The following is a 23732-nucleotide window of genomic DNA, read 5'->3' as shown; positions in this document are numbered from 1 at the left end:
CGGCAGCGCGTCGTGTGCCGCCACGCCGGCAGCGGTGTCCCAGCCACATCGCGAGCCGCGAGGATGTGGCTCACGCACCGCCCGGCAGCAGCTCCCAGGGCGCCGGGATCGGGAAGTACCGCTGCAGGAAGTCGAGCAGCAGCCCGTCGGCCCGCTCCTCGTCGAAGGCCGAGACGTGGTTGTCGGCCACACAGAAGAAGTCACGGTCGCGCTTGAGCATCGCCTTGAGCTGCACCGGCAGCTGCTGGTGGCCGAGGTCGACGTAGCCGTGGTGGGCGCCGGCGCGGACGGCCTGACCGGTCACGAGGCCGTAGCTCTGCGCAAAGGACGAGAGCATCGACAGGTCCGTGGGGGACCGGAACGGAGCATGCGTGGTGCGGTCCACCTCGTCGGGGAAGCGGGCCGCGATCTCCGCCAGGACCGTACGCCGCTGCGGGTGCGGGCTGTGCATCATCGTGTGCGTGAGCACCACGCCGAAGGCGTCGGCGAGCACCCGGCGGTTGTTCTGCGCCGCGGAGAGGTAGGGGCGGTCGTCGGTGCCGGGCAGTCCGACGGCACGGTGATCAGCCACGAAGGCGGCGAACTGCCCACCGGGGGTGAAGAAGTGCTCGGGCCGTCGCGGCCGGCCGAGGAAGACGTCGTCGTTGACGTAGACGAAGTGCTCGGCCAGGTCGGGCACGGCGTGCAGCCGGGTCTCGATGGCGTGCGAGCTGAACGTCGGCAGCGCCGACGCGGGCAGGATGTCGCGGTGGTCGACCACCCGGATGCTCGGGTGGGCGGTGTCGAGCCAGGACGGCACCTGGCCGGCGGTGACGAGGTGGATGCGCCGCACCCACGGGGCGAACAGGTGGATGCTGCGCATCGAGTAGCGCAGCTCGTCGCGGCTGCGGTAGCGCGCGGCGCCGGTGGCCCGCCGGTCCGGGGTGCCGCCGAGGGCCACGATCCGGGCGTCGCGAGCGGCCAGCCACTCCTCGTCGTCGCCGTCGACCCAGGTGTAGACGACGTCGACGTCGAAGCGGCAGTCGTCGAGGGTCGGCAGCGCCATCGCCTCGAGCGTGGGCACCGCGACCCCGTCGACCTCGATCGTCGTGCGGGGGCTGCCCGCCGGGACCCGGTCGCCGAACCGGTTGTGGGCTGGCGCCAGCAGGTCGCCGTCGGGCGACTCCTCCCAGAACTGCACGGACACCTCGACGCCCTCCGCGAGCAGGCCGTCGTGCCCGCCGCGCATCGGCCACGGCTCGAGGAACAGCGAGGCCGTACGCGTGCGCGCCAGGTCGGCGGTCATCGCGGCCACCGTGCCGCGGCGCTCGTGCCAGCCGCGTTCGGCGGGGTCGCGCACCGAGAGCCAATCGGGGACCGCGGCCTCGGCCAGCGCCGCGAGGAAGTCGACCCGTCGCGACGACGGCACGACGACGACGGGATGCGGGTCGAGGCCGCGCGCGGGCATCACGAACCACCCGTCCCCGGTGGCCGCGGCGGCGGAGGCGACCACCCGCAGGGTCGTCGTACGCGCCTCAGCGGGGGTGGTCCCGGCCGCCGAGGAGGTCTCCGGCAGGTCGCCGAGCGGGCCGGGCCGCAGCCCGTGCAGCACGCGGCGCGGCGCCAGCGGGTCGGCGCGCCGCTCGACGGCGCGCCGGAAGGTCTCGACCCACTGGCGCGCCAGCACCCGGCCGTCCCAGCGCCGTGAGCGCTCGAGCGCCGCCGCGCCCAGCCGGCTGCGCAGCTCGTCGTCCGCGGCCACCCGCAGCATGGCCGCGGCGAGGGCGGCCTTGGAGCCCGGCGGCACGAGCAGGCCGTCGACGTCGTGGGTGATGATCTCGCGCGGCCCCGACGGGCAGTCGTACGACACCGCGGGGACGCCCGCGGACATCGCCTCCTGCAGGACCAGCGGGTAGCCCTCGCCGCGCGAGGCGAGCACGGCCACGCTGGTGCGGGCCCACTCGGCGGCGAGGTCGTCGGTCGAGCCGGGGAGATCGACGCGGTCCTCGAGCCCGAGCTTGCGGACCTGCGCGGCGAGGTTGTCCGCGCGCGGGCCGTCGCCCCAGATGCGCAGCCTCCACCCGGGCAGCTGCTCGTGGATGCGCCAGAACGCGTCGACGACGTGCTCGAACTGCTTCTCCGGCGCCAGCCGCCCGGCCGTCACGAACGTCCTCTGGTCCAGCGGCGAGCGCGGCTGGGGCTCGGCCGGCAGCGGGTTGGGGACCACCAGCAGCTCGGGGGCGGCGCCGCCGAGCCGGCCCGCCAGCCAGCGCGACATCGACTCGGTCAGCGACACCACGATGTCGGCGCGCGGCGCGAACTCCAGCAGCGCGCCCAGGTCGTTGACGCGGCTGGAGGACGCCCGGTGCTCCTGGTGGACGAGCGCCACGCCCGGGGGCGCGAGCTGCGCGACCACCGCCAGCAGCTCGGGGGTGGTGGTGACGAGGACGTCGGCGTCGAGGGCACCCAGGGCCTCGCGCAGCGTCGCGTCGGTGAGGCCGTTGTAGAGCGCGTCCCAGGAGCGGGGCACGATCACCGACTCGCGCCGGGCCAGCTCGGCGGCGACGTCGGGGGCGGGCCGGTCGGCGACCGCGCTCGGCTGCGCGCCGCGTACGTCGACGAGGTAGGTGACCTCGACTCCGTCGGCCAGCCGGTAGTGGGTGGACGCACCGCTGCGCGTCACGCTGAGGATGCGGACCCGGTGCCCCTCACCCAGGCCGACCAGCGCATTGGCCTGCTCGATGCCGGAGCGGGCGGTGCCGCCCATGCCGTCGGCGTTGAAGAGGACGAAGACGATGTCGAGCGGGCCGTCGCGGCGGGTGCGGCGCATCGCCGAACGCACCTTGTCGGTGAGTGCCACGTGTGTCTCGATCCTGTCCGGGAGCGGGGTCCGCCGATCGGGTCGGCACGATCCTAGAGGCCCGGCCCCGGCCGATAGGGTGACCCGCATGCCGACGTCCCCCTCGCAGCCGGGCACCCCGCTGGTGCTGGTCTCCGGATCCGGCCGCAGCGGCACCAGCTCCCTCGCCGGCACGCTCAAGCGGCTCGGGCTGCACGTGCCGCAGCCCGAGGTCGAGGCGTCGGAGACCAACCCGCGCGGCTTCTACGAGCCGCAGTGGGTCATCGACTTCCACAAGCGCCACCTGCGCGAGCTGGCGCTGTTCAACATCGACAGCCGCCCGGCGGCGGTCGACATCGTCGCCCGCTACGTCGCGGAGGGCCTGCCCGCCGCCGAGCTGCGCGAGTGGCTGGCCGGGCAGCTCGACGCCGACCAGGTGGTCGTCAAGGACCCGCACGCGTTCTGGTTCGCCCGCGTGTGGGCGGAGGTGGCCGGCGAGCTCGGCGCCGACCTGCGGTGGTTGACCGCGCTGCGCCACCCGGCCGAGGTCGTCGGCTCCCGCGACATCGCCTACCTCTCGAGCCAGTCCGACGACCTGCGGCTGACCAAGGAGACCTCCAACGTCGCCGGCTGGGTGCACGCGGCCCTGCTCACCGAGAAGGCCGGACGGGGCGCGAAGCGGTCCTTCGTGCGCTACGTCGACCTCCTCGCCGACTGGCGCGCGGCGCTCACGCCGGTGCAGGAGCAGCTCGGGCTCGACCTCGCCGCCGACCTCACCTCGCGCGAGCACCACGCCGTCGACGACTTCATCGAGCCGTCGATGCGCAAGTCGCAGCTGACCTGGGACGACGTACGCACGCCCGGGTGGCTGCGGGAGATGGCCGAGGAGGTGTGGCAGCTCCTCGGCGTGCTGATCGCGACGCCGCACGACCCCGCGACGCTGGCGGCGCTCGACCGGATCCACGAGGACTACAACGCCCGCTACGCCGACGCCGTGGCGCTCACCTTCGACCACACCAAGGCCGAGTCGACGCTGGCCGCGCGCGAGGCGCGGGAGGCGCAGCGGGCGACGGTGCAGCAGCTGCGGCGCGAGCTGGAGCAGGCGCGCCGTGCCGAGGCGCCGGCGGTCGGTGGTCGGGAGGCCGCCGCGATCCTGCGCCGCGCCGTCGTACGCCGGGTGCGCTCCCCGCGCGGGTGACGCCGGCTCGCGGCTGAGGCCACCGCAGGACCAGGGCCTCAGACGCCGCTGACGCCCTCGCCGGAGCCGGAGGCCTGCTCGGCGAACGTCTCGTGCTCGATCAGGTGCAGCACCGGCACGCCGAGCCGGCGGCGCGCGCGCGAGGTCCAGTCGACGTGGAAGAACTCCGCCACCACGTGCGGGCGGGTCAGGATGATCGCCTCGCGGGCGTCGACCGCCGTGACGAGCGCGGCCAGGGCGTCGACCGGGGGCTCGGAGGTCACCTTGCCGGTCGCCTCGCCGCCGGCGGCGGCCAGCGCGGCGAGCGTCTTCTGCAGGTCCGACGACGAGCTCTCCCGGCACTCGCGCCGCAGCGCCTCGATGTCGACGTCGTTCATCGCCAGCGCCGGGGCGGCCATCAGGTCGCCGGCGCCGAGCGTGCCGAGGGACGCCTCGATCCGGGCCGCGGCGTCCTCGAGCGGCAGCAGGACGTGGTAGACCACCCGATCCTCGATCTCGGCGTGCAGGGAGCGCACCTGCTGGGCGTCGGCTGCGGTGAGCGCCTGCTCGACCAGCAGCACCACGTCGTAGGTGCCCTGGCCGTCGTGGATGCTGTCGTTCGCGCGAACGGGATCGCTGTGCTCGGTCATGACTCGCCTCCGGGGTCGGTGCTGAGGATTCTAGTGAGGTCGTAGCCCGCCGGCTCGTCGAGCTGGTCGTAGCGGCAGGTCTCCGGGTCGCGGTCGGTGCGCCACCGCTTGAAGTGCGCGGTGTGCCGGAACCGGCGGCCCTCCATGTGGTCGTACTTGACCTCCAGCACCCGCTCTGGCCGCAGCGCGGTGAAGCCGAGGTCCTTTCCGGCGCTCCAGCGGCTCTGGGTGCCCGGGACCCGGTCGGGGTTGGCGGTGAGGAGCTCGTTCCAGCGGCCCCACGGGTGGTCGGCGATGTCGCAGACCAGCGGCTGGAGCTCGCGCCACAGCTCCGCACGCCGCTTCGCGGTGAAGCTGGCCGAGACGCCGATGTGCTGCAGCTCGCCGGCGTCGTCGTACAGCCCGAGCAGCAGCGAGCCGATCAGCGGCTCCTCAGGGGTCGAGGTCTTGTGCTCGCGGTAGCCGGCGAGCACGACGTCGGCGGTGCGCTCGTGCTTGATCTTGAGCATCGTGCGCTTGTTGGGCTCGTACGCCGCCCCCAGGGGCTTGGCGACGACGCCGTCCAGGCCGGCGCCCTCGAACTCCTCGAACCACCGCTCGGCCTCGGCGGCGTCCTCGGTCGTGCGGGTGAGGAAGCAGGGGCCGCTGCCGTCGAGGTGTCCCAGCGCGGCCACCAGCGCGGCGCGGCGCTCGGCGAAGGGGCGCCCGAGGAGGGACTCGTCGCCGAGGGCGAGCAGGTCGAAGGCGACGAACCCCGCGGGCGTCTCGACGGACAGCTTGTCGACGCGGCTCGCGGCCGGGTGGATGCGCTCCTGGAGGGTCTCGAACTCCAGCCGCCATCCCGCGGACCCGCGGAGGCCGACGAAGATCTCGCCGTCCAGGACCACCCGGTCGGGCAGCTGGCGACGACAGGCCTCGACCACCTCGGGGAAGTAGCGGGTGAGCGGCTTGGTGTTGCGGCTGGCCAGCTCGACCTCGTCGCCGTCCTTGAAGACCAGGCAGCGGAAGCCGTCCCACTTGGGCTCGAAGCTCAGGCCGCCGTGCTTGACCGGGTCCGGCACCCCGCTGACGCTCTTGGCGAGCATCGGCAGGAGGGGCGGCATCACGGGGAGGTCCACGACCCCGAGCGTAGTGCTCCGGTGGACTCCTAGAATCGCGACATGAGCCCGCCGCCCGCTGTCCGGTTCGCCGGACGGCAGAAGTGGGGCGAGGTGGCGGCCGACCTGGCGCTCGCCGGCGGCGGCACGCTGCTCGCCGCGCTGGGCGCCGCGGCGATGACCGGTCGGGACCCCGTCGGGCTCCTGCTGCTCGTCGCCTACACCGCGTACGCCGTGGCCGCCACGCTCGTGCTGGCGGGCGTGGTGGCGGCGACCAGGCAGCTGCCGACCCTCACCGAGGGCGTGGTCGACCAGAAGCGGGCGGTGGTCGCCCGCAGCTGGGCGGCGCCCTGGTGGCACACCGTGGCGCTCGACGCCGGGCTGGCCGCGGTGGGCATCGCCCTGCTCGGCGCCGGCGTCGGGGCGGGGGCCGACTGGGGCCTCGTCGCCACCGTCCCCGGCGTGGTCGGGCTGTGGTTCCTCGTCCGGGTCGTCCTCGTGCTGGTCGGCCGCCGCCGCCGCCCCGCGCTCTGGCTCACCGACGACGAGCTCGTCCTCGACTTCCCCGCCGGCCGGGCCCGGTCCGCACGCGCCGACGTCGCGAGCGTCCGATCGCGCGCGCGCCGCCTGGTCGTGGACCTGGACCGGGACGCGGCCTGGGAGCTGTGCCCTCGTCCGTGGCGCTCCGCCGTCGCCGACCGGCGCACCCTCGTGCTGGACTGCTCCGACCTGGGGCACCGCGCCGACGACCTCGCCGCCTGGCTGGCCGGTGAGCTCGACGGGTCCGGCTCGGCGCCCCCGGTTTCGTCCGGGCGCAGGCGGGAAAGGAACCACCGAGCACCGTGACGACACGATCCCGAGGAGTGACTGCTTCCGTGACCACCCCCCAGACGGCACCTCCCCCGACGAGCGAGCGGCAGCGTCCGCAGCTGCCGCCCGTGGTGTACGTCCCGACCACCGACGAGGCCGACGTCGCCTCCCGGCGGGTGCTCCTGCACCGGGTGGAGGACGGACGGACCGCCCTCTACGCGTACTCCGCGATCGACCGCCTCCACACCTGGTACCTGCCGGACGCGCCGTGGCTGCTGTGCGACGTGGCGGCGCTCCAGCGGATCCACGACCAGACGCCGTACGACTTGCTCTTCCTCGATGTCGATCCCGGTCTGCGCGACGATGCCGAGGAGACGGCGTGAGCGGCGGCATCGACGTCGACCTCGGAGTCCTCGACACCATCGCGAGCGACCTCGACGGCGCGGCGGACGGCATCGAGGGGCTCGCCGGCAGCGTGCCGCGCGGTGTCGACGCCGGTCCCATGACGGCCGTGATCGCGAGCATGCTCAGCCAGGTCGTCAGCAGCGCCGGCAACGCCTCCACGGCGCTGAGCGGCTCGGCGGAGTCCGTCCGCCTGGCCCGCAGCTACTACCAGCGCGCCGACGCCGACTCCTCGGCCGGCATGGAGCAGATCCGGCGAGTGATGCAGCAGTGAGCATCGACACCGAGATCCAGGGCTCGCCGAGCAGCATCGAGGGTGCCGCCACGTGGCTGCGAGGCAGCCTCGAGCCGAAGCTGACCGCCGCCGGCGACGCAGCCAACGACTCGCGCCGCAACGCCGAGTCGTCGTGGCGCTCGGTGGCCGGCGAGGAGTTCGCGGACATGGCCGGCCGGGCGCGCGACAAGATCGACGACCTGGCCGGCGCGACCAAGAAGATGGCCGGCGACCTCGACGACTTCGCGGAGAAGCTGCGCCGCTCCCAGGAGCAGATGGCCGACGTCCGTACGGCGGCGCGCGGCGCGGGGCTGACGGTCTCCGGGTTCGTCGTGGAGCACCCCGGCGCCGGACCGGCGCGGCCGCCCTCGGACTTCGTGGGCACTCCGCAGGAGGTCGAGGACCACAACCGCCGCGTGGCGGCGTACGACGCCCACCAGGCGCTGCTCCAGGCCTACTACGACGCGGAGGGCGAGGCCGCCCGCATCGACCGCTACTACGCCGCCGCCTGCCGGGAGCTGCAGAACGACTACCAGCCCGGCACCCACGCCGCGTGGCTGGTCACCGTGACCGACATCGTGGGCAAGGTCGCCGCCGGCGCCATGGGCGTCAGCATCGCCTTGCACCAGTCCCGGCTCGTGCAGTCCGCCCAGGACCTCGTCGCCGAGGCACACCGGGCGATGGACGACCTGCAGGCCCACCCCGAGCGCTACCTGAAGCGCAAGTGGTTCTTCTTCGAGACGATCGACCACGCCAGGCTCGAGGCCGACCGGCTCGCGATCGAGGGCAAGCTCGACCAGGCCGAGGACCTGCTGCGCCGGGCCGACGAGGCGGCCGACTCGCGCGGACTGCGCCACCTCGGCCGCGCCGGCAAGATCCTCGGGCCGCTCGGGATCGGGATCGGGATCTACAACGACTGGCAGGAGGGCGAGACGACCGAGCAGATCGCGGTCTCGCAGGGAGTCTCCGCCGGCCTCGGCGCGGCCGCCGGCTTCGGCGCCAGCGTGGGCACCGCGGCGCTCATCGGCGCCACGGCCGGCTCGGTCGTGCCCGGTGTCGGGACCGCTGTCGGAGCGGTCGTCGGCACGGTCATCGGCGCCGGCGTCGCGATCTTCGCCGACGGCGCCATCGACTCGCTCTTCGAGAACGGCCCCGACGTGGGCAAGGCCTGGGACGAGGGCGTCGACGCGCTCGAGGACACCGGAGAGGCCATCGTCGACGGCGTCTCGAGCGTCGGGGAGACGATCGGCGGGTGGTTCAGCTGAGCGCGCGACCCCGGATCGGGAAGGTCTCGGCGGCGTTCGGCGTCGGCGCGGGGCTGCTGGCCGTCGCGCTGGGCACGGGACTCGTCCTCGAGGCCGACAGCGCCTTCGGGCGCGCGTGGGCGGCGGCCTTCGTCGTCTTCGGGGTGGTCTCGGTGCTGGGCGCGGTCGTCGCCGCCCGCCCCCTCGACCCCGGCTCCCGGGCCGCGCGGACCCCGGGCCTGGTGGCGCTGGTGCTGCTCGCCGCGTGGGCGGGCGTCACTGCCGTGGTCGGCGCGGTCGAGGAGAGCTGGCTGTGGGCGGTCCTCCTGGGCGTGCCGGCGGTCTACCTGCTGTGGGCCGCCGGCCGGCTGTGGCGTGCCCGGGCGGTCGTGGCCGACTAGTCCTCGCCGCGCAGCGAGAACGACCGCAGCCGGTCGCCGGCGAACCACACGCCGCCGAGGGTGACCACCAGGGCGGCGAGAACGGCGTAGGGCAGGTTGGCCGGGTCGGGCAGCCGGTCGGAGATCTCGTGGCCCACCCGCAGGCCCCACTGGCCGATGCTGAGCCAGGCGACGCCGGTGAAGAGGTTGCCGAGCAGGCTCTCCCAGATCAGCACGAACATCAGCGACGCGATGACGGCGTGGCGGGTGACGGCGGAGATGGCGAGGAACAGCGCGGAGTACGTCGTGCCGGCGACGATCGCGCCGACGAACATCCCGACCGCCCGGTCGCTGTCGCCGGCGATGAGCGAGGCGACGAGGATCGGCAGCGCGCCCGCGGTCAGCGTCGCGCCGAGGGCGACGAGCCACTTGCTGATCGCGACGCCGTAGCGGCTGACCGGCTTGGAGAGCAGGTAGACGATCGATCCGTCGTCGACCTCGGGACCGAGCACCGACGACGCGGCGAGGATCGCCACCAGCGGGAGCACGAGCGGGTAGCCCAGACCGGGCAGGATGTCGAAGGCGGCGTCACCGTCGGTGAGCGCGGTGACCAGCGCGACCAGCGCGACGAGCAGGACCGGGAAGGCCAGCAACAGGAAGAAGCGGCGGCGACCCAGGAGTGCCTGCAGGGCCAGCTTGGCGATCGTCGTGTTGATCATCGCGCCACCAGGTAGGCGAAGACGCTCTCCAGCGACTCGTCGCTGGGGGAGAGCTCGTAGAGGGTCACGTCGTGCTCCTTGGCCAGGCCGGGCAGTCCCACGGCGAAGCTGCCGAGGTCGTCGACCTGGATGTCGAGGTGGTCGGCGCGCAGGCTGACCGCACGCACGGACTCCTGCGCCATCAAGGCCGCGGCCAGCCGGCGGTTGTCGCTGGACTGCAGGGCGTACTGCACCGGCCGGTCGGTCATCAGCCGGCGGATCGCGCCGAAGTCGCCGGAGGCGGCGTGCCGACCCGAGACCACGACCTCGATGTGCCGGGCGAGACGCTCGACCTCCTCGAGGATGTGCGAGCTGAACAGCACGGTGCGCCCCTCGTCGCCCAGGCGGCGCAGCAGGTCCATCAGGTGCATGCGCTGGCGCGGGTCGACGCCGTTGAAGGGCTCGTCGAGCAGCAGCACGGACGGGTCGTGCACGAGCGCGGCGGCGATCTTCACCCGCTGGCGCATGCCCTTGGAGTAGGTGTCGAGGCGGCGCCCGGCCGGCTCCACCATGTCGACCACCTCGAGGATGCGCTCGGTCGCCGCGGCCGCGTCGGGCAGGCGGTGGAGGTCGGCGTTGGCGCGCACGAACTGGCGCCCGGTGAGGTAGCCGAAGCTCAGCTCGCGCTCCGGCACCAGCCCGATGTGCCGGTAGATCTCGGTGTTGCGCCACACCGGCTGGCCGTCGAGGGTGACGTGGCCGGCCGAGGGGGCGAGGAAGCCGGACATCATCGCCATCAGTGTCGTCTTGCCGGCACCGTTGGGACCGAGCAGGCCGGTCACGCCCGGGCCGATCGACAGCGACACGTCGTTGACCGCGACCACGTTGCCGAACCAGCGCGAGGCCGAGTCGAGGACCAGGGTGCTCATCGCGAACCCACCTTCCGGAAGCGGGCGACCAGCCCCAGGAGACAGCCGGCGACGAGCAGCACCGCCACCAGGGCGTACGCCGGGACCCACGCGCCGTCCACGGGCGCCGGGGTGTTGACCCCCGCGTCCCAGGCGTCGGCGAGGCCGGCGAACAGCGACCATGGGGAGAACAGCCCGACGGCCACCGATGCGGAGTCCGCGTCCTCGAAGGCGGCGATGTTCTGCACGACGCTGACCACGCCGGTCAGCACGATCAGCACCATCACCGATCCGACCACCGCGAAGCCGCGGCGCAGCGACACCGAGGAGATCAGGCCCGTGATGCCGGCGACGAGCGTGGCGAGCAGGACCTGGAGCACGAGCGCCTTGAGCAGGCCGGCGACCTGGTCGCCCGTGTCGAGCTCGGCCAGCAGCGCGCCGAGGAACAACACGAGCGTCGGCACGAGCATGAACAGCAGCAGCGCCAGGCTCAGCGACAGCCATCGCATCAGGGCGAACATCGGCGCGGACAGCGGCCGAGCCAGGTAGAGCACGATCGAGCGGTGGCGCAGGTCGCGCGAGAACAGCACCGGCGCCTGCGCCGCGGCGAACAGGCTGACCAGGAGCTGCGTCTGGTTGGTGTAGTCGGCGTACGACACAGGCAGGTCGCCGAGGCCGGTGAGGACGACGACGCCCACGACGATCGCGGCCGGCAGCAACGACATGCCCAGCAGGAGGAAGGGCATCACCTTCGACTTCCCGGAGCGCCCCAAGCCGTACGCGTGGCGCAGGCCGGTGACGAACAGGGTGCGCGCGATGGCCGGCGTGCCCTCGCGGACGCCGGAGTAGTGGCGGTAGCCGAGGTCGTGGATGACTCCGGAGCGGCCGAGGTCGGGAGCGGACTCAGACACGGGCTCCTCCTTCGAGGAAGACGTCCTCGAGGTGGCCGCGGTCCGGCTCGAGGCGCATCAGTCCCAGGCCCAGCTCGACGGCGACGTCGCGGATGAGGTCGTGGGCGGCGCCCTCGGCGGCGAGGTCTGCCGGCGGCGGGTCGACGGCGACCATCGAGCCGCGTGGCCGACAGGTCAGTCCGCGCCGGGCCAGCTCCTCGCCGAGCCGGTCGCGCTCGGTCTCGGTGCCGACGACCTCGACCAGCAGGCTGCCGGTCTGCCGGAGGAAGTCGGTGGTCGCGCTGGAGCGCAGCAGGCGTCCTCCGTCGAGCACGATGACGTGGTCGCTGACCTGCTCGAGCTCACCGAGCAGGTGGGACGTGACGAGCACGGCGATGCCGAAGTCACTGCCGATGCGCTGCACGAGCCGCAGCATGTCGGTGCGCGCGGCGGGGTCGAGGCCGTTGGTCGGCTCGTCGAGGAAGACCAGCTGCGGGTCGTGCGCCAGCGCCTGGGCCAGCTTGGCGCGCTGCTTCATGCCGGTGGAGTAGCCGCCCATCGGCCGGTAGCGCTCCTCGTCGAGCCCGACGTGGCGCAGCACGTCGGCCGAGCGCTCCCGGGCCGCCGACGCGCCGAGCCCGGACATCCGCGCCATGTGCACGACGAAGTCGCTGGCACTGACGTCGGGCGGCAGGCAGTCGTGCTCGGGCATGTAGCCCACGAGCCGGCGGATGTCCTGGCTGGCCTGCTCGATGTCGTGACCCAGCACGGAGGCGTGCCCGGCCGTCGGCTCGAGGAGGCCGAGCAGGATCTTGATCAGCGTCGACTTGCCGGCACCGTTCGCGCCCACGAGACCCGTCACGCCCGGGCCGACGTCGACCGTGAGGTCGGTCAGCGCGTGCACCGACCCGTAGTGCTTGGTGAGGCCGGCGGTCGCGATGACCGGCGTGCGGCCGATGAGTTCCCCCGTCACGGTCGTCACGCTAGCGGCTGGGACCGGCGTACGGCATCAGGGATCGCCCCGATCGTCGCGAAGGCTGATGGCTCTAGGCTGGGGCGCACATTCCCCGGTTGGTCTGCCGGCAGGGCCCGCCTGACTTTGAATCAGGACTAGCGACGTAGGTTCGACTCCTACCCGGGGAGCTCCTGTCCTGTCGCCTGAGGAATTGCTCCGGACCTGGTCCTCAGCGTCCCGCGCCGACCTCCGCGAGGAAGGCGCGGTAGTCGGCGGCGACGCGGCCGGGCGCCTCCAGCATCGGCATGTGGCCCAGTCCGGGGTAGCGCACGGACCGCGCGCCGGCGATCCCGGCGGCCCACGTCGTCGCGGTGCTCGGGTGCACCAGCCGGTCCTCCTCGCCCCACATCACCAGGGTCGGTGCGACGACCTCGCCGAGCCGGTCGTCCAGCGTGCCGACGCCGTGGAAGTCCGCGAAGATCTCGGCCAGCTGCTCGCGGCGAGCGACGTGGTCGGCGGCGATGGCGGACCGCAGGAAGCCGGGGAGGAACGGCGGGCGCGCCATCGTCATCGCGTAGAAGGCCGGGAAGTCGCCGGCGTGGTCGAGCAGGAAGGGGTTGCGGCCATCGCGGATCAGCAGCTCCGCCTCGCTCGGCTCGGGCGAGCTCACGCCCACCGCGTCGCTGAGCAGCAGCGACCGGACCCGCTCGGGGTGCGAGAGTGCGAGGGTCGCGGCGACGAAGCCGCCCATGGAGTTGCCCGCGACGTGCGCGGCGTCGATGCCGAGCCGGTCCATCAGCACGGCGACCCGGTCGGCCTGGGCGGCGGCGGAGTAGCCGGCGCCGGTGGTGAACCCGGACGCACCGTGGCCGGCGAGCTCGGGCACCACGACACGGTGGTCGCGCAGCAGGTGACGCGCGAAGCGCACCCACACGACTCGGTCGGCGGAGTAGCCGTGCAGCAGCACTGCTGCGGGGGCGTCCGCAGGCCCGCCCTCGAGCACGGCCAGGGTCGCGTCGCCGACGTCCACGCGGCGCTCGCGCAGGCCGTACGCCCTCGCCTCGGCGCCGGTCGCGGCGGCGTACAGGCGACCGGCGAGGGCGGTGCGGACGCCGCTCACTTCCCGCCTCGCGAGCGGACGACGCCGGTGACGAGCCGCTGGTAGCCGGCGGGTGTGAGGCGCGCCATCGCGTCGAAGACCCGGGCGTCGGGTCCCACCAGCACGCGCCGCTTGTCCTTGCGCACCGCGTCGACGATGACGTCGGCGGCCTTGGCGGGGGAGGTGAGGAAGGACTTCTCCAGCTCGCGGGCGGCGGCGTCCGACGGCTTGCCCGTCGCGTTCGCGACGCTGGGATGCACGCGGGCGGAGCGGGCGATGTTGGTCTTGATGCCGCCGGGGTGGACGCACGTGGCGCTGACGCACGAGCCGGTCAGCTCGAGGTCCTGGCGCAGCGACTCGGTGAAGCCGCGTACGGCGTACTTGCTGGCGTTGTAGCCGCTCATCAACGGCTGGGCGGTCAGCCCGAAGACGCTGGAGATGTTCACGACGTGGCCGGCGCCGGAGCGCTCGAGGTGGGGCAGGAAGGCCTTGGTGCCGTGCACCACGCCCCAGAAGTTCACGCCCATGATCCAGCGGTAGTCGTCGGTGGAGAGCGACGCGACGGTGCCCGAGAGCGCGACGCCGGCGTTGTTCACGATGAGGTTGACGCGCCCGTGGTCGGCCACGACCGCGTCGGCCCAGGCCAGGACGGCGGCCTCGTCGGCGACGTCGACGACGGCCGTGGTGACGGCGCGGGCGCGACCGGCGAGCAGCCGCTCGGTCTCGGCGAGGCCGTCGGCGTCCACGTCGGCCAGGGCGAGCCGGCACCCGTCCTGGGCCAGCCGCAGCGCGAGGGCACGGCCGATCCCGGAGCCGGCGCCGGTGACGGCGGCGACCTTGTCGTCCAGGTCGTGCAACAGCTTCATGCGTGCGTCCTCTCGGAGGGGGTGGGCGTACCGGCGGGGTCGGAAGTGCCGACGGGGGTGGGAGCGTGCCGGATGACGTGGTGCTCGGGCCGGAAGCGGCGGGCGAGGCGGCGGAACGAGAAGGAGAAGCCGGGGAACATCGCGACCACCCGGCCCGAGCGCGACTGGTACCAGGACGTGCAGCCGCCGTCGTGCCACACCGTCCGCTCCATCTCGCGGTGGATCCTGCGGGTGTACGCGTCCTCGGCTTGGGCGGTGACCTCGATGCTCGTCGCACCGGCGTCGAGGACCGCGTCGAGCGCGCGCCCGATGTACTCCATCTGCGACTCGATGACGAAGATCGCGCTGGTGTGGCCGATGCCCGTGTTGGGGCCGGTGACGACGAACAGGTTGGGGAAGTTCGGCACGGTCGTGCCGAGGTAGGCCCGCGGGAACTCGTGCCAGAAGTCCGCCAGGGTCGCTCCGTCGCGCCCGCGCACCTCGTAGGGGATGAGCCCGTCGGTGGCGTCGTAGCCGGTGGAGAACACGACGACGTCGACGTCGAGGTGCTCGCCCGATGCGGTGACGATGCCGGTGGCGTCGAAGTGGTCGATGCCGTCGTGACGGTCGTGGAGCGTCACGTGGGGAGCGGACAGGGCGGGGTAGAGCGTGTCGGACAGGATGATCCGCTTGCACCCGATGGTGTAGTCCGGGGTCAGCCGGGCACGCAGGTCGGGGTCGGGGACCTGGGCCTCGAGGTGGCGCAGTGCGGCGCGCTGGGCGACGCGGCGCAGCAGCCACCGGCTGTGCTTGAACCCGATGACCCGGCTCTCGAGCCGCCAGTAGATGGCGGTGCGCAGCAGCCGGTGCAGGGGACGCAGCCGCAGCAGGCGCCGCTGGAGGGGGCCGAACGTGCGGTCGGGCCGCGGCAGCACCCAGTGGGGACTGCGCTGGAACACGTGGAGCTCGCCCACCAACGGCTGGATCGCCGGAATGGCCTGGGCGGCGCTGGCGCCGGAACCGACCACCGCGACCCGCTTGCCGGCCAGCTCGGCCCCGTGGTCCCAGCCGTTGGTGTGGAAGGTGGTGCCCGTGTAGTCCTCGAGTCCGCGGAACGGCGGCACCACCGGGGTGCTCAGCGGCCCCGAGGCGTTGACGAGGAACCGGCCGCGGTGCAGCCCGCCGTCGCGGGTGCGCACGGTCCAGACCCGGCCGTCCCACTCGGCGGCGACCACCTCGGCACCCAGCACCGTGTGCTCGCGCAGGGACCAGCGGTCGATGACGTGCTCGGTGTAGTCGCGCAGCTCGGCCTGCTCGGCGTACATCCGCGTCCAGGGATAGGGCTCCGCGGCGATGGAGTAGAGCGGCGACGGCACGTCGACGGCGGCGCCGGGGTAGGAGTTCTGGCACCAGGTGCCGCCCATGAAGTCGCGCCGCTCGAGGATGCGGAAGTCGGTGATCCCGCGGCGCAGCAGGTTGATGGCGCTCAGCTGGCCGCCGAAGCCGCTGCCGATGACGAGCACGGTGACGGGTGGCTCCACGGCGCGCCTCCGATCTGGGACCTGTCCGTCGCCACCCTAAAGTGATGACGTCCGATTCCGCATCGTGGGGTGACGCAGGTCACCGACCGGTGGGCTCGAGGAGGGCGGCGGCCGCTCCGGAGAGGAACTGGGCCAGCGCGTCCACCACGACCGCGCGGGCGGGGGTGAACCCGGCACTCGCCCACGTGACGACGCTCTGGCTCACCGCTCCGGCACAGGCGCTGGCCAGCAGCTCGCGCGCCTGCTGGGTCAGCGCCTGGTCGCCGGCGCGCTCGGCGACCACGCCCAGCATGAGGTGGCCGAAGGACTGCATCCGCGCCAGGTACGTCGACTCGACCCGCGGGCTGACCCCGAGCACCTCGAACCAGACGACCCGCGCCAGCCGCGGGTCGGACTCCACCACGGTGAGGAACGCGTCGAGGCCGTGCCGCGCGAGCTCGCCGACCGGGCCCTGCCGGTCGCCGAGCGCAGCCAGCGCCGCCTCCTCCAGGCGGGCGGTGCACTCGCCGTAGACCGCGAGCAGCAGGTCCTCGGTGGAGTCGAACTGCTCGTAGAAGTAGCGGTCGCTGACCCTGGCCGCCCGGCAGATCTGACGCACGGTCGTCGACTGGTAGCCCGCGGTGCCGAACAGCTCGAGACCCGCCGCGAGCAGCTGCCGGCGCCGCCGCGCCAGCCGGTCGGTCGCCGACTCCCCGCCGTAGGTGCGTCCGGTCACGTCGACATTCGACCACAGGCCGCGGAGGCGACCGGGTCGAGTGCCGGCGCCCCTACGGTGGTGGCGCACGCGGCGGGCGATGACAGACTGCGGCCATGGACAACCTCACCGTCATCGTCCTCGCCGCCGGCGGCGGCACCCGGATGAAGTCGAAGACGATCAAGATGCTGCACCCGGTCTGCGGGCGCTCGATGATCGGCCACGTCCTGCGCGCGGTTCAGGCGGTGGAGCCGTCGAAGGTCGTCACCGTCGTGGGTCATCAACGCGAGCAGGTCGCAAGGCACGTCACCGACCTCGTGTCCGACGTCGTTCTGGCGGTCCAGGAGACCCAGGAGGGCACCGCGCACGCCGTACGGGTGGCCGTCGAGGCGGCGGGTACGACTACCGGCACGGTGATCGTCACGGCCGGGGACACCCCGATGCTGGAGGGCGAGACCCTGCGCGCGTTCGCCGAGGAGCACGAGGCGGCGCAGCGGGCGGTCTCCATCCTCAGCGGGCGGGTCGCTGACCCGTTCGGCTACGGCCGGATCCTCCGCGACGCCGAGGGCGACGTCGAGGCGATCGTCGAGGAGAAGGACGCGACGCCCGAGCAGCGCGAGATCGACGAGATCAGCTCGGGCATCTTCGCTTTCGACGCCGAGTTCCTCGTCGACGCGCTGCCGCGGATCTCCAACGACAACGCGCAGGGGGAGTACTACCTGCCCGACACCGTCCAGCTCGCTCGCGAGGCCGGGCTCACGGTGGGGGCGTACGTGATCGACGACGTCATCCAGACCCAGGGCGCGAACGACCGTGCCCAGCTCGCCGAGCTCGGTCGCCTCATGAACCAGAGAATCGTGACCCGTTGGATGAAGGACGGCGTCACGGTCATGGACCCCGCGACGACATGGATCGAGGCCGACGTGGTGCTCGAGCCCGACGTCACGATCCTGCCCGGCACCCAGCTCCTGGGCGCGACGATCGTCCACGAGGACGCGGTCGTCGGGCCGGACACCACGCTCAAGGACTGCGAGGTCGGCGCCGGCGCCCGCGTCGTACGCACCCACGGCGAGCTCGCGATCGTCGGCGACGGGGCCAGCGTCGGGCCGTTCGCCTACCTCCGCCCGGGCACGCAGCTCGGCACCGGCGGCAAGATCGGGACCTTCGTGGAGACCAAGAACTCGCAGATCGGCGACGGTGCCAAGGTGCCGCACCTGTCCTACGTCGGCGACGCGGAGATCGGCGAGGGGACCAACATCGGTGCCGGCACGATCTTCGCCAACTACGACGGTGTCGCCAAGCACCGCACCGTCATCGGCCGCCACGCCAAGACCGGCTCCAACAACACCTTCGTCGCACCGGTGGCGGTGGGGGACGGGGCCGGCACCGCCGGCGGGACCGTCGTACGGCGTGACGTGCCGCCGGGCGCGCTGGCGGTCAGCAGCAGCCCCCAGCGCAACCTCGAGGGCTGGACGGAGTCGCGGCGAGCCGGGACGGCGCAGGCCGAGGCCGCCCGAACGGCGCGTGAACGGCAGGAGAAGACCGACGGGTGACCCCGGGGTTGGGGACGGCCGGTTCGTGGGCGAGAATCCTGTGCAGCACCGTCGAACGAGCCCCCCGATCGAGGAGACGCGTCGCGTGACCGGAATGAAGCGGACCACCGAGAAGAACCTCATGGTCTTCAGCGGCCGGGCGCACCCCGACCTCTCCCACGAGGTCGCCGACCTCCTCGAGACCGGGCTGGTCCCGCAGAAGGCGTACGCCTTCGCCAACGGCGAGCTCTACGTGCGCTACGAGGAGTCCGTGCGCGGGTGCGACGCCTTCGTGATCCAGAGCCACACGGCTCCGATCAACGAGTGGATCATGGAGCACCTGATCATGGTCGACGCGCTCAAGCGCGCCTCGGCCAAGCGGATCACCGTCGTGATGCCGTTCTACGGCTACGCCCGCCAGGACAAGAAGCACCGCGGCCGCGAGCCGATCTCGGCCCGCCTCGTCGCCGACCTGTTCAAGACCGCCGGCGCGGACCGGCTGATCACCGTCGACCTGCACGCCGACCAGATCCAGGGGTTCTTCAACGGCCCCGTCGACCACCTGATGGCGCTGCCGATCCTCACCGACTACGTCAAGGAGAAGTACGGCGACCAGCCGCTGGCGGTCGTCTCGCCCGACGCCGGGCGGATCAAGGTCGCCGAGCGCTGGTCGGCGCGCCTCGACGGTGCGCCGCTGGCGTTCATCCACAAGACCCGTCGCACGGACGTGGCCAACGAGGTCGTCGCGAACCGGGTCGTCGGTGAGGTCGCCGGCAAGATCTGCATCCTGACCGACGACATGATCGACACCGGCGGCACGATCGTGAAGGCCGCCGAGGCGTGCATGGCCGACGGAGCCGCGGGCGTCATCATCGCCGCGACCCACCCGATTCTGTCCGAGCCCGCCGTCGACCGGCTGAAGAACTCCTCGGCCATGGAGGTCGTGGTCACCAACACGCTGCCGGTCGGGCCGGAGAAGCAGTTCGACAAGCTGACCACCCTCTCCATCGCGCCGCTCATCGCGCGGGCCATCCGCGAGGTCTTCGAGGACGGCTCGGTCACCTCGATGTTCGACGGGCACGCGTAGGTACCTGCGCCGTACGGGCTCGCCCTTCGCCGGGCGGCGCTGCGGCCGCCGCGTTGCGATCCCCGGCTAGCCGGGGAAACTCGAGCCTCACCCCCGAAACTTCGCACTGGAACCTCCAGTTTCCCCGGCTAGCCGGGGATCGCTGCGTCCCCTCGACAGCCCGTTCAGCGCTGGCCGTGGGGCCGAGCCCCGGAGAGCCGGGGCGCGGCCCTCAGAGCGTGCGGTCGAGGTCGTCGAGGGAGTCGTTCCACGACCGCGCCAGCACGGTCGGCACGTCCCCGCCGGCGAGCGCCGCGGCGACGGTCTCCCGCAGCTCGCGGCGTACGTCCGTCGTGAGCGGCAGGCGCGGGAAGGCGTCGCCGATGACGTCGCCCATGGCCTGGCCGGACCGGCGGGCGAGGTCGAGGCCGTCGGTGACGTAGCGGGCGAGGTAGGGGCGGACCAGGTCGGCCTGCTCCCAGCCCCAGAAACCTGCGCCGACGGCGTGGAACTCGTGGCTGCCCAGGTCGCCGCTCATCAGGCTCTTCCACGCGGCGGCCTTTGCCTCGGCCGTGGGTACGGCGGCGCGGGCGGTGAGCGCGGCGTGGTGACCGGAGACCGACCGGTCGCGCTCGGACTCGGTGTCGATGTGCGAGGGGTCGCCGAGCTCGGCGAGGCGGTGGACGGCGGCCCACCGCACACCGGGGTCGACCTCGTCCTGCCCCAGCCAGGCGCGGAGGAAGTCGCGGTCGGCGCTGAGCCGCGCGAGCGTGCGCGAGGCGCCGGGTGCCAGCGCCGGGTCGCCGCCCTCGACCGCCCCGCGGGCGATGTCGGCAACGACAGCGAGGTGCGCCGCGACCTCCGCCGGCTCGGCGTAGCGGCGCAGCACCAGCTGCAGCGACCGCATCACGCCCTCGAAGACGAGCGGGTGCGTCTCGGGGCGCAGGTGCCGGTCGGCCAGCGCGACCAGGTCGCCGACCCCGATCACCCGCGACTCGCAGAGGTCCACCGCGGTCCACCACAGCATCGCCCGGGTCAGCTGCGACTCGACGCTCGACAGGCCGGCGGTGATCGCGGCCCACGACTGCTCGTCGGGACGCACGACCGCGAACGTCTCGTCGCCGGAGTTGGGCACGACCACGCGTCCGGCGAACTCCTCGAGCCGCACAGGCTCCGCGCCGAGGTGCACGTCGCGGGATTCCAGCAGCCGCATCGCGTCGTCGTACGCCGACACGGTGAGCCGGTGCGGCCGCGACCCCTCGCGGGTCAGGACCGGGACGTCGCCCTCACGCGTCACCACGAGGGTGTCGAACCCGGTGGTGCGCAGCCACGCCTGCGCCCACGCGCGTACGTCCTTGTCGGTGGCCGAGTCGAGCGAGTCGAGGAAGTCGGCGAGGTCGGCATTGCCGAACGCGTGTGCGGTCAGGTGCCGGTTGACCCCGGCCAGGAAGTCGTCCTCGCCCAGCCAGTGGCCGAGCTGGGCGAGCGCCGCGTTGCCCTTGGCGTAGGTGATCATGTCGAAGTTCGCGAACGCCGTGTCGACGTCGACGATCTTGTCGGTGTCCTCGGCGATCGGATGGGTGGAGCGGCGCCGGTCCGCGCGGTAGCCGGTCGGCTTGCGGGTGATCGCCGCCGACGTCCACGCGTCGGTGTAGCCCGCGGCCCTGCCGGCCACGTCGAAGCCCATGAAGTCGGCGAACGACTCGTTGAGCCACGAGTCCTCCCACCACCGCATCGTGACGAGGTCGCCGAACCACATGTGCGCCATCTCGTGGGCGATCGTCGAGGCCAGCCACTCGCGCTCGAGCTCGGTCGGGGTGCCCTGGGTGAGCGCCTGGTCGCGGAAGACCACGCAGCCGGGGAACTCCATGGCGCCCCAGTTGAGCCCGGGCGCGAAGACCTGCTGGTAGTCGGCGTAGGGGTACTCCGGCTCGAAGACGGTCGTGTAGTGCTGGAAGCAGGCGCTGGTGATGCGCCGCAGCTCCTCGGCGTCACGCCGCAGCTCGCGCTCCTGCGAGGCCCGCGCGTGCCAGCCGAACGGCAGCGTGCCGCCCGGCGCCGGGGCGTACGGCTCGTCCCAGGTGACCGACACCCAGGGGCCGCCGACGAGCGTGAAGAGGTACGACGAGAAGGGCGGCGTCGTGCCGAACGTCCACGTGTCGGAGCCGTCGCCGGCCGCGCGCTCCTCGAGCGGCCCGTTGGCGAGCACCGTCCAGTGCGACGGCGCGGTGACGCGGACCGAGAACGTCGACTTGAGGTCGGGCTGGTCGAAGCAGGGGACCACCTTCTGGCTGATGTCCATCGAGGTGTGCGCGCAGACGTAGCGCTCGCCGTCGGCGGGGTCGACGGTGACCGTCATGCCGTCGCCGTCGGTGACGTAGGGCATCCGGGCGGTGACGCGGACCGTGTTGGTCGCGGCGAGGTCGGTCAGCGCGATGCGCCCGTCGGCGTACGGCGCAGGAGCCCCGTCGAGGGTGACGTCGGTGCCGCCGTTGAGCTCGAGGAACGTCGAGGCGCCGGGCCGGGTGCAGCCGAAGGAGATCGTCGCGTCGACGGTGAAGTCCTCGGTCGAGGTGAGGTCGAGGTGGACCTCGGTGCGGACGTCGGTCAGCAGGGCGGCGCGCTCGCGCGCCTCGGGGAGCATCAGGGGCACCGGCTCACCCTAGTGACCGGCTCCGACGAGTTGCACCTCCGTCTCGACCGGTGCCGGACGAGGATTCGACCCGGCTCCGGGTCGAGGTCTAGAGTTCACGGGTTGCCTCGGCGAGGGAGCCCGGACCACCGGAGCTCCGTGATCGACTGGGCCGGCCCGCCCCGCTGCGCCGCGCTCACGATCCGGAGCGCGGCGTTCGTCGTCTCCGGACCGCTGGCCCACCGACCCCGATCACGCCCTGATCACCGCCCGATCACAGGAGAAACCATGTCTGCCCCCGAGAAGATCATCGCCGAGGCGCGCACCGAGTTCGGCAAGGGTGCCGCCCGCCGGATCCGCCGCGAGAACAAGATCCCCGCCGTCATCTACGGCCACGGCAACGAGCCGGTGCACGTGATCCTGCCGGGCCACCAGACAATGATGGCGCTCAAGCACGCCGGCGCCAACGCACTCCTCGCGCTCGACGTCGACGGCTCCGAGCAGCTCGCGCTGGCCAAGGACGTCCAGATCGACCCGATCCGCCGCCTCATCGAGCACGTCGACTTCGTCGCCGTCGTGCGGGGCGAGAAGGTCGTCGTCGACGTCCCGATCAACGTCGTCGGCGACGCTGCCTCCGAGACGCTCGTCGTCACCGAGAACGCGGTCGTCTCCGTCGAGGCCGAGGCCACGCACATCCCCGAGTCCTTCGACGTCTCCATCGAGGGCGCCGAGGCCGGCACCCAGATCCTCGCCCGCGACCTCGACCTCCCGACCGGTACCACGCTGCTCGCCGACGAGGACCTGCTCATCGTCAACGTGACCGCCCAGATCTCCGCGGAGGCCCTCGAGGCCGACCTGGAGGAGGCCGAGGCCGACGCCGGCATCGAGCACGACGCACCCGAGTCCGCTCCCGCCGGGGACGCCGACTCCGAGTGAGCTTGGGACGTCCCGCGGTGCTGCTTCACCACGGGATGTCGCTGGATGGGCACTTCCCCGGGTGAACTGACCTGGGGGAGTGCCCATTCGTCTACATACCTTGATGGGCAGGCAGCCCGTTGGACAGGCAGCCGGGTGGACAGGCAGCCGGGTGGACAGGCAGCCGGGTGGACCGGCAGCCGAACGGATCGGGAAGGATGGGGCCGTGAGCGATGACGTGTGGCTGGTCGTCGGCCTCGGCAACCCCGGTCCGGCCTACGCCGGGCACCGCCACAACATCGGCTACCTCGTCACCGACGAGCTCGCCTCCCGCATGGGCGGCAGGTGGCGCTCGCACAAGTCGGGGCGCGCCGACGTGGTCGAGGGCCGGCTCGCGATGGGCGGCCCCCGGGTCGTGCTGGCCCGCGGCCGGGGCTACATGAACGAGTCGGGCGGACCCGTCAAGGCGCTGGCCACCTTCTACAAGGTGCCGGCCGACCACGTGATCGCGATCCACGACGAGCTCGACATCGCGTTCGGGACGCTGCGCATCAAGCTCGGCGGCGGGGACAACGGGCACAACGGCCTGAAGTCGCTGCGCTCCTCGCTGGGCACCGGGGACTTCTACCGGGTCCGTGCCGGCATCGGCCGGCCACCGGGCCGCCAGGACGTCGCGGACTTCGTGCTGTCGAACTACAGCACCGCCGAGCGCAAGGAGCTGCCGTTCCAGGTCTCCGACGCCGCCGACGCGGTCGAGTCGCTGATCTCCGATGGGCTGGAGAAGACCCAGCAGCGCTTCAACTCCTGACCGGCTCCCCAAAATCGGTCAAAGAGCCGGCGCGCGCCGTGGCGCCGAGCGGCGCGTCCTGAGGATGTGCACGTGCCGCCAGGGGGGCGGCGTCCCGAACCCGGACGGTGGCAGATGGCGATGTACGTCGGCGGCAGCGATGCCGGTCCCGCACAGCCCGCCGCGCCGCAGTCCGGCCCCAGACCGCCGCGTCGGGCGGTGGCCGCTCCTGGTCCCCGCAACCATGGGCGTCCTGCACGAGGCTCGCTGAACGCCGGAACTCACCCCCGGGTCCCTGGCGCACCGATGGCCCTCGCT

The 23732-nt window shown here is 72.8% G+C and carries 22 protein-coding genes and 1 tRNA gene; 11 read left to right on the top strand and 12 right to left on the bottom strand.

All coding sequences use genetic code 11. The features are described from left to right. Positions 1-70 precede the first annotated feature (70 nt). Entirely contained in the window at positions 71-2839 is a 2769-nt protein-coding gene (locus tag J3P41_RS05190; RefSeq protein WP_210649136.1) for a stealth conserved region 3 domain-containing protein, read from the bottom strand. Positions 2840-2927: 88 nt separating this feature from the next. On the opposite strand from J3P41_RS05190, the gene J3P41_RS05185 reads away from it, so the two are divergent. Then, positions 2928-4016, top strand: a complete 1089-nt coding sequence (locus tag J3P41_RS05185; protein WP_210649135.1) for a sulfotransferase family protein — start codon at positions 2928-2930, stop codon at positions 4014-4016. Positions 4017-4054: 38 nt separating this feature from the next. Here the strand turns inward: J3P41_RS05185 and J3P41_RS05180 are convergent, their stop codons facing one another. Beyond that, on the bottom strand, positions 4055-4645 hold the full coding sequence (locus J3P41_RS05180; protein ID WP_210649134.1) for a hypothetical protein: 591 nt from the start codon (positions 4643-4645) through the stop codon (positions 4055-4057). Further along, entirely contained in the window at positions 4642-5763 is a 1122-nt protein-coding gene (locus tag J3P41_RS05175) for an ATP-dependent DNA ligase (protein WP_210649133.1), read from the bottom strand. The genes J3P41_RS05180 and J3P41_RS05175 overlap by 4 nt, the downstream gene beginning before the upstream one ends. Before the next feature lie 42 nt (positions 5764-5805). On the opposite strand from J3P41_RS05175, the gene J3P41_RS05170 reads away from it, so the two are divergent. From J3P41_RS05170 to J3P41_RS05150, 5 genes are read left to right on the top strand one after another with little or no spacing between them, the layout of a single operon-like run. Next, positions 5806-6588: a hypothetical protein gene (locus tag J3P41_RS05170; RefSeq protein ID WP_210649132.1), complete on the top strand. Its 783-nt coding sequence runs from the start codon at positions 5806-5808 to the stop codon at positions 6586-6588. A gap of 29 nt (positions 6589-6617) precedes the next feature. Beyond that, positions 6618-6935: an SAV_915 family protein gene (locus J3P41_RS05165; RefSeq protein WP_210649131.1), complete on the top strand. Its 318-nt coding sequence runs from the start codon at positions 6618-6620 to the stop codon at positions 6933-6935. After that, complete coding sequence (locus J3P41_RS05160) at positions 6932-7228, top strand: hypothetical protein (RefSeq protein ID WP_210649130.1); 297 nt, start codon at positions 6932-6934, stop codon at positions 7226-7228. The genes J3P41_RS05165 and J3P41_RS05160 overlap by 4 nt, the downstream gene beginning before the upstream one ends. After that, positions 7225-8493 (top strand): hypothetical protein, encoded by a 1269-nt coding sequence (locus J3P41_RS05155; RefSeq protein WP_210649129.1) that lies wholly within the window; start codon positions 7225-7227, stop codon positions 8491-8493. Before J3P41_RS05160 ends, J3P41_RS05155 begins: the two co-directional genes overlap by 4 nt. Then, positions 8481-8873, top strand: a complete 393-nt coding sequence (locus tag J3P41_RS05150; RefSeq protein WP_210649128.1) for a hypothetical protein — start codon at positions 8481-8483, stop codon at positions 8871-8873. The genes J3P41_RS05155 and J3P41_RS05150 overlap by 13 nt, the downstream gene beginning before the upstream one ends. Here the strand turns inward: J3P41_RS05150 and J3P41_RS05145 are convergent. From J3P41_RS05145 to J3P41_RS05130, 4 genes are read right to left on the bottom strand one after another with little or no spacing between them, the layout of a single operon-like run. Further along, a complete protein-coding gene (locus J3P41_RS05145) occupies positions 8870-9571 on the bottom strand; it encodes an ABC transporter permease (protein WP_210649127.1) in 702 nt (233 codons plus the stop codon). The two genes, J3P41_RS05150 and J3P41_RS05145, sit on opposite strands and share 4 nt — an antisense overlap. Continuing rightward, on the bottom strand, positions 9568-10479 hold the full coding sequence (locus J3P41_RS05140) for an ABC transporter ATP-binding protein (RefSeq protein ID WP_210649126.1): 912 nt from the start codon (positions 10477-10479) through the stop codon (positions 9568-9570). The genes J3P41_RS05145 and J3P41_RS05140 overlap by 4 nt, the downstream gene beginning before the upstream one ends. Continuing rightward, positions 10476-11369: an ABC transporter permease gene (locus J3P41_RS05135; protein WP_210649125.1), complete on the bottom strand. Its 894-nt coding sequence runs from the start codon at positions 11367-11369 to the stop codon at positions 10476-10478. The genes J3P41_RS05140 and J3P41_RS05135 overlap by 4 nt, the downstream gene beginning before the upstream one ends. Continuing rightward, a complete protein-coding gene (locus tag J3P41_RS05130) occupies positions 11362-12321 on the bottom strand; it encodes an ABC transporter ATP-binding protein (RefSeq protein ID WP_307861833.1) in 960 nt (319 codons plus the stop codon). The genes J3P41_RS05135 and J3P41_RS05130 overlap by 8 nt, the downstream gene beginning before the upstream one ends. A gap of 91 nt (positions 12322-12412) precedes the next feature. Between J3P41_RS05130 and J3P41_RS05125 the strand changes: the two genes are divergently transcribed. Continuing rightward, positions 12413-12491: transfer RNA gene (locus tag J3P41_RS05125), tRNA-Gln, on the top strand. Between the two features lie 41 nt (positions 12492-12532). Here the strand turns inward: J3P41_RS05125 and J3P41_RS05120 are convergent. The 4 genes from J3P41_RS05120 to J3P41_RS05105 all read right to left on the bottom strand — a co-directional run bounded on the left by J3P41_RS05120 (position 12533) and on the right by J3P41_RS05105 (position 16503). After that, positions 12533-13423, bottom strand: a complete 891-nt coding sequence (locus J3P41_RS05120) for an alpha/beta fold hydrolase (RefSeq protein WP_210649124.1) — start codon at positions 13421-13423, stop codon at positions 12533-12535. Continuing rightward, the gene (locus J3P41_RS05115; RefSeq protein ID WP_246861458.1) at positions 13420-14268 is read right to left on the bottom strand and encodes an SDR family oxidoreductase; all 849 of its coding nucleotides are present in this window, start codon (positions 14266-14268) and stop codon (positions 13420-13422) included. Before J3P41_RS05115 ends, J3P41_RS05120 begins: the two co-directional genes overlap by 4 nt. Continuing rightward, positions 14265-15788 carry an NAD(P)/FAD-dependent oxidoreductase gene (locus J3P41_RS05110; protein WP_210649123.1) on the bottom strand — a complete coding sequence of 508 codons (1524 nt, stop codon included), beginning with the start codon at positions 15786-15788 and terminating at the stop codon, positions 14265-14267. Before J3P41_RS05110 ends, J3P41_RS05115 begins: the two co-directional genes overlap by 4 nt. Positions 15789-15867: 79 nt before the next feature. Further along, a complete protein-coding gene (locus J3P41_RS05105) occupies positions 15868-16503 on the bottom strand; it encodes a TetR/AcrR family transcriptional regulator (RefSeq protein ID WP_210649122.1) in 636 nt (211 codons plus the stop codon). Positions 16504-16598: 95 nt separating this feature from the next. Between J3P41_RS05105 and glmU the strand changes: the two genes are divergently transcribed. Together glmU and J3P41_RS05095 are read left to right on the top strand one after the other, a co-directional pair. Next, entirely contained in the window at positions 16599-18035 is a 1437-nt protein-coding gene (gene glmU / locus J3P41_RS05100; RefSeq protein WP_210649121.1) for a bifunctional UDP-N-acetylglucosamine diphosphorylase/glucosamine-1-phosphate N-acetyltransferase GlmU, read from the top strand. Between the two features lie 94 nt (positions 18036-18129). Continuing rightward, the gene (locus J3P41_RS05095) at positions 18130-19101 is read left to right on the top strand and encodes a ribose-phosphate diphosphokinase (RefSeq protein ID WP_246861457.1); all 972 of its coding nucleotides are present in this window, start codon (positions 18130-18132) and stop codon (positions 19099-19101) included. Positions 19102-19312: 211 nt separating this feature from the next. On the opposite strand, the gene pepN is transcribed toward J3P41_RS05095, so the two are convergent. Further along, entirely contained in the window at positions 19313-21724 is a 2412-nt protein-coding gene (gene pepN, locus J3P41_RS05090; RefSeq protein WP_246861754.1) for an aminopeptidase N, read from the bottom strand. A gap of 276 nt (positions 21725-22000) precedes the next feature. Here pepN and J3P41_RS05085 point away from each other — a divergent pair, with 276 nt between their 5' ends. Then, positions 22001-22648 (top strand): 50S ribosomal protein L25/general stress protein Ctc, encoded by a 648-nt coding sequence (locus J3P41_RS05085; RefSeq protein WP_210649118.1) that lies wholly within the window; start codon positions 22001-22003, stop codon positions 22646-22648. Positions 22649-22853: 205 nt separating this feature from the next. Then, positions 22854-23435: an aminoacyl-tRNA hydrolase gene (gene pth, locus J3P41_RS05080; protein ID WP_210649117.1), complete on the top strand. Its 582-nt coding sequence runs from the start codon at positions 22854-22856 to the stop codon at positions 23433-23435. Positions 23436-23732: the final 297 nt, after the last annotated feature.

This window comes from Nocardioides sp. SYSU D00065 (assembly GCF_017916425.1).
Taxonomy (GTDB): domain Bacteria; phylum Actinomycetota; class Actinomycetes; order Propionibacteriales; family Nocardioidaceae; genus Nocardioides.
Note: the sequence above shows the minus strand (reverse complement) of the source record. Positions and strands in the feature narration are given on the sequence as shown.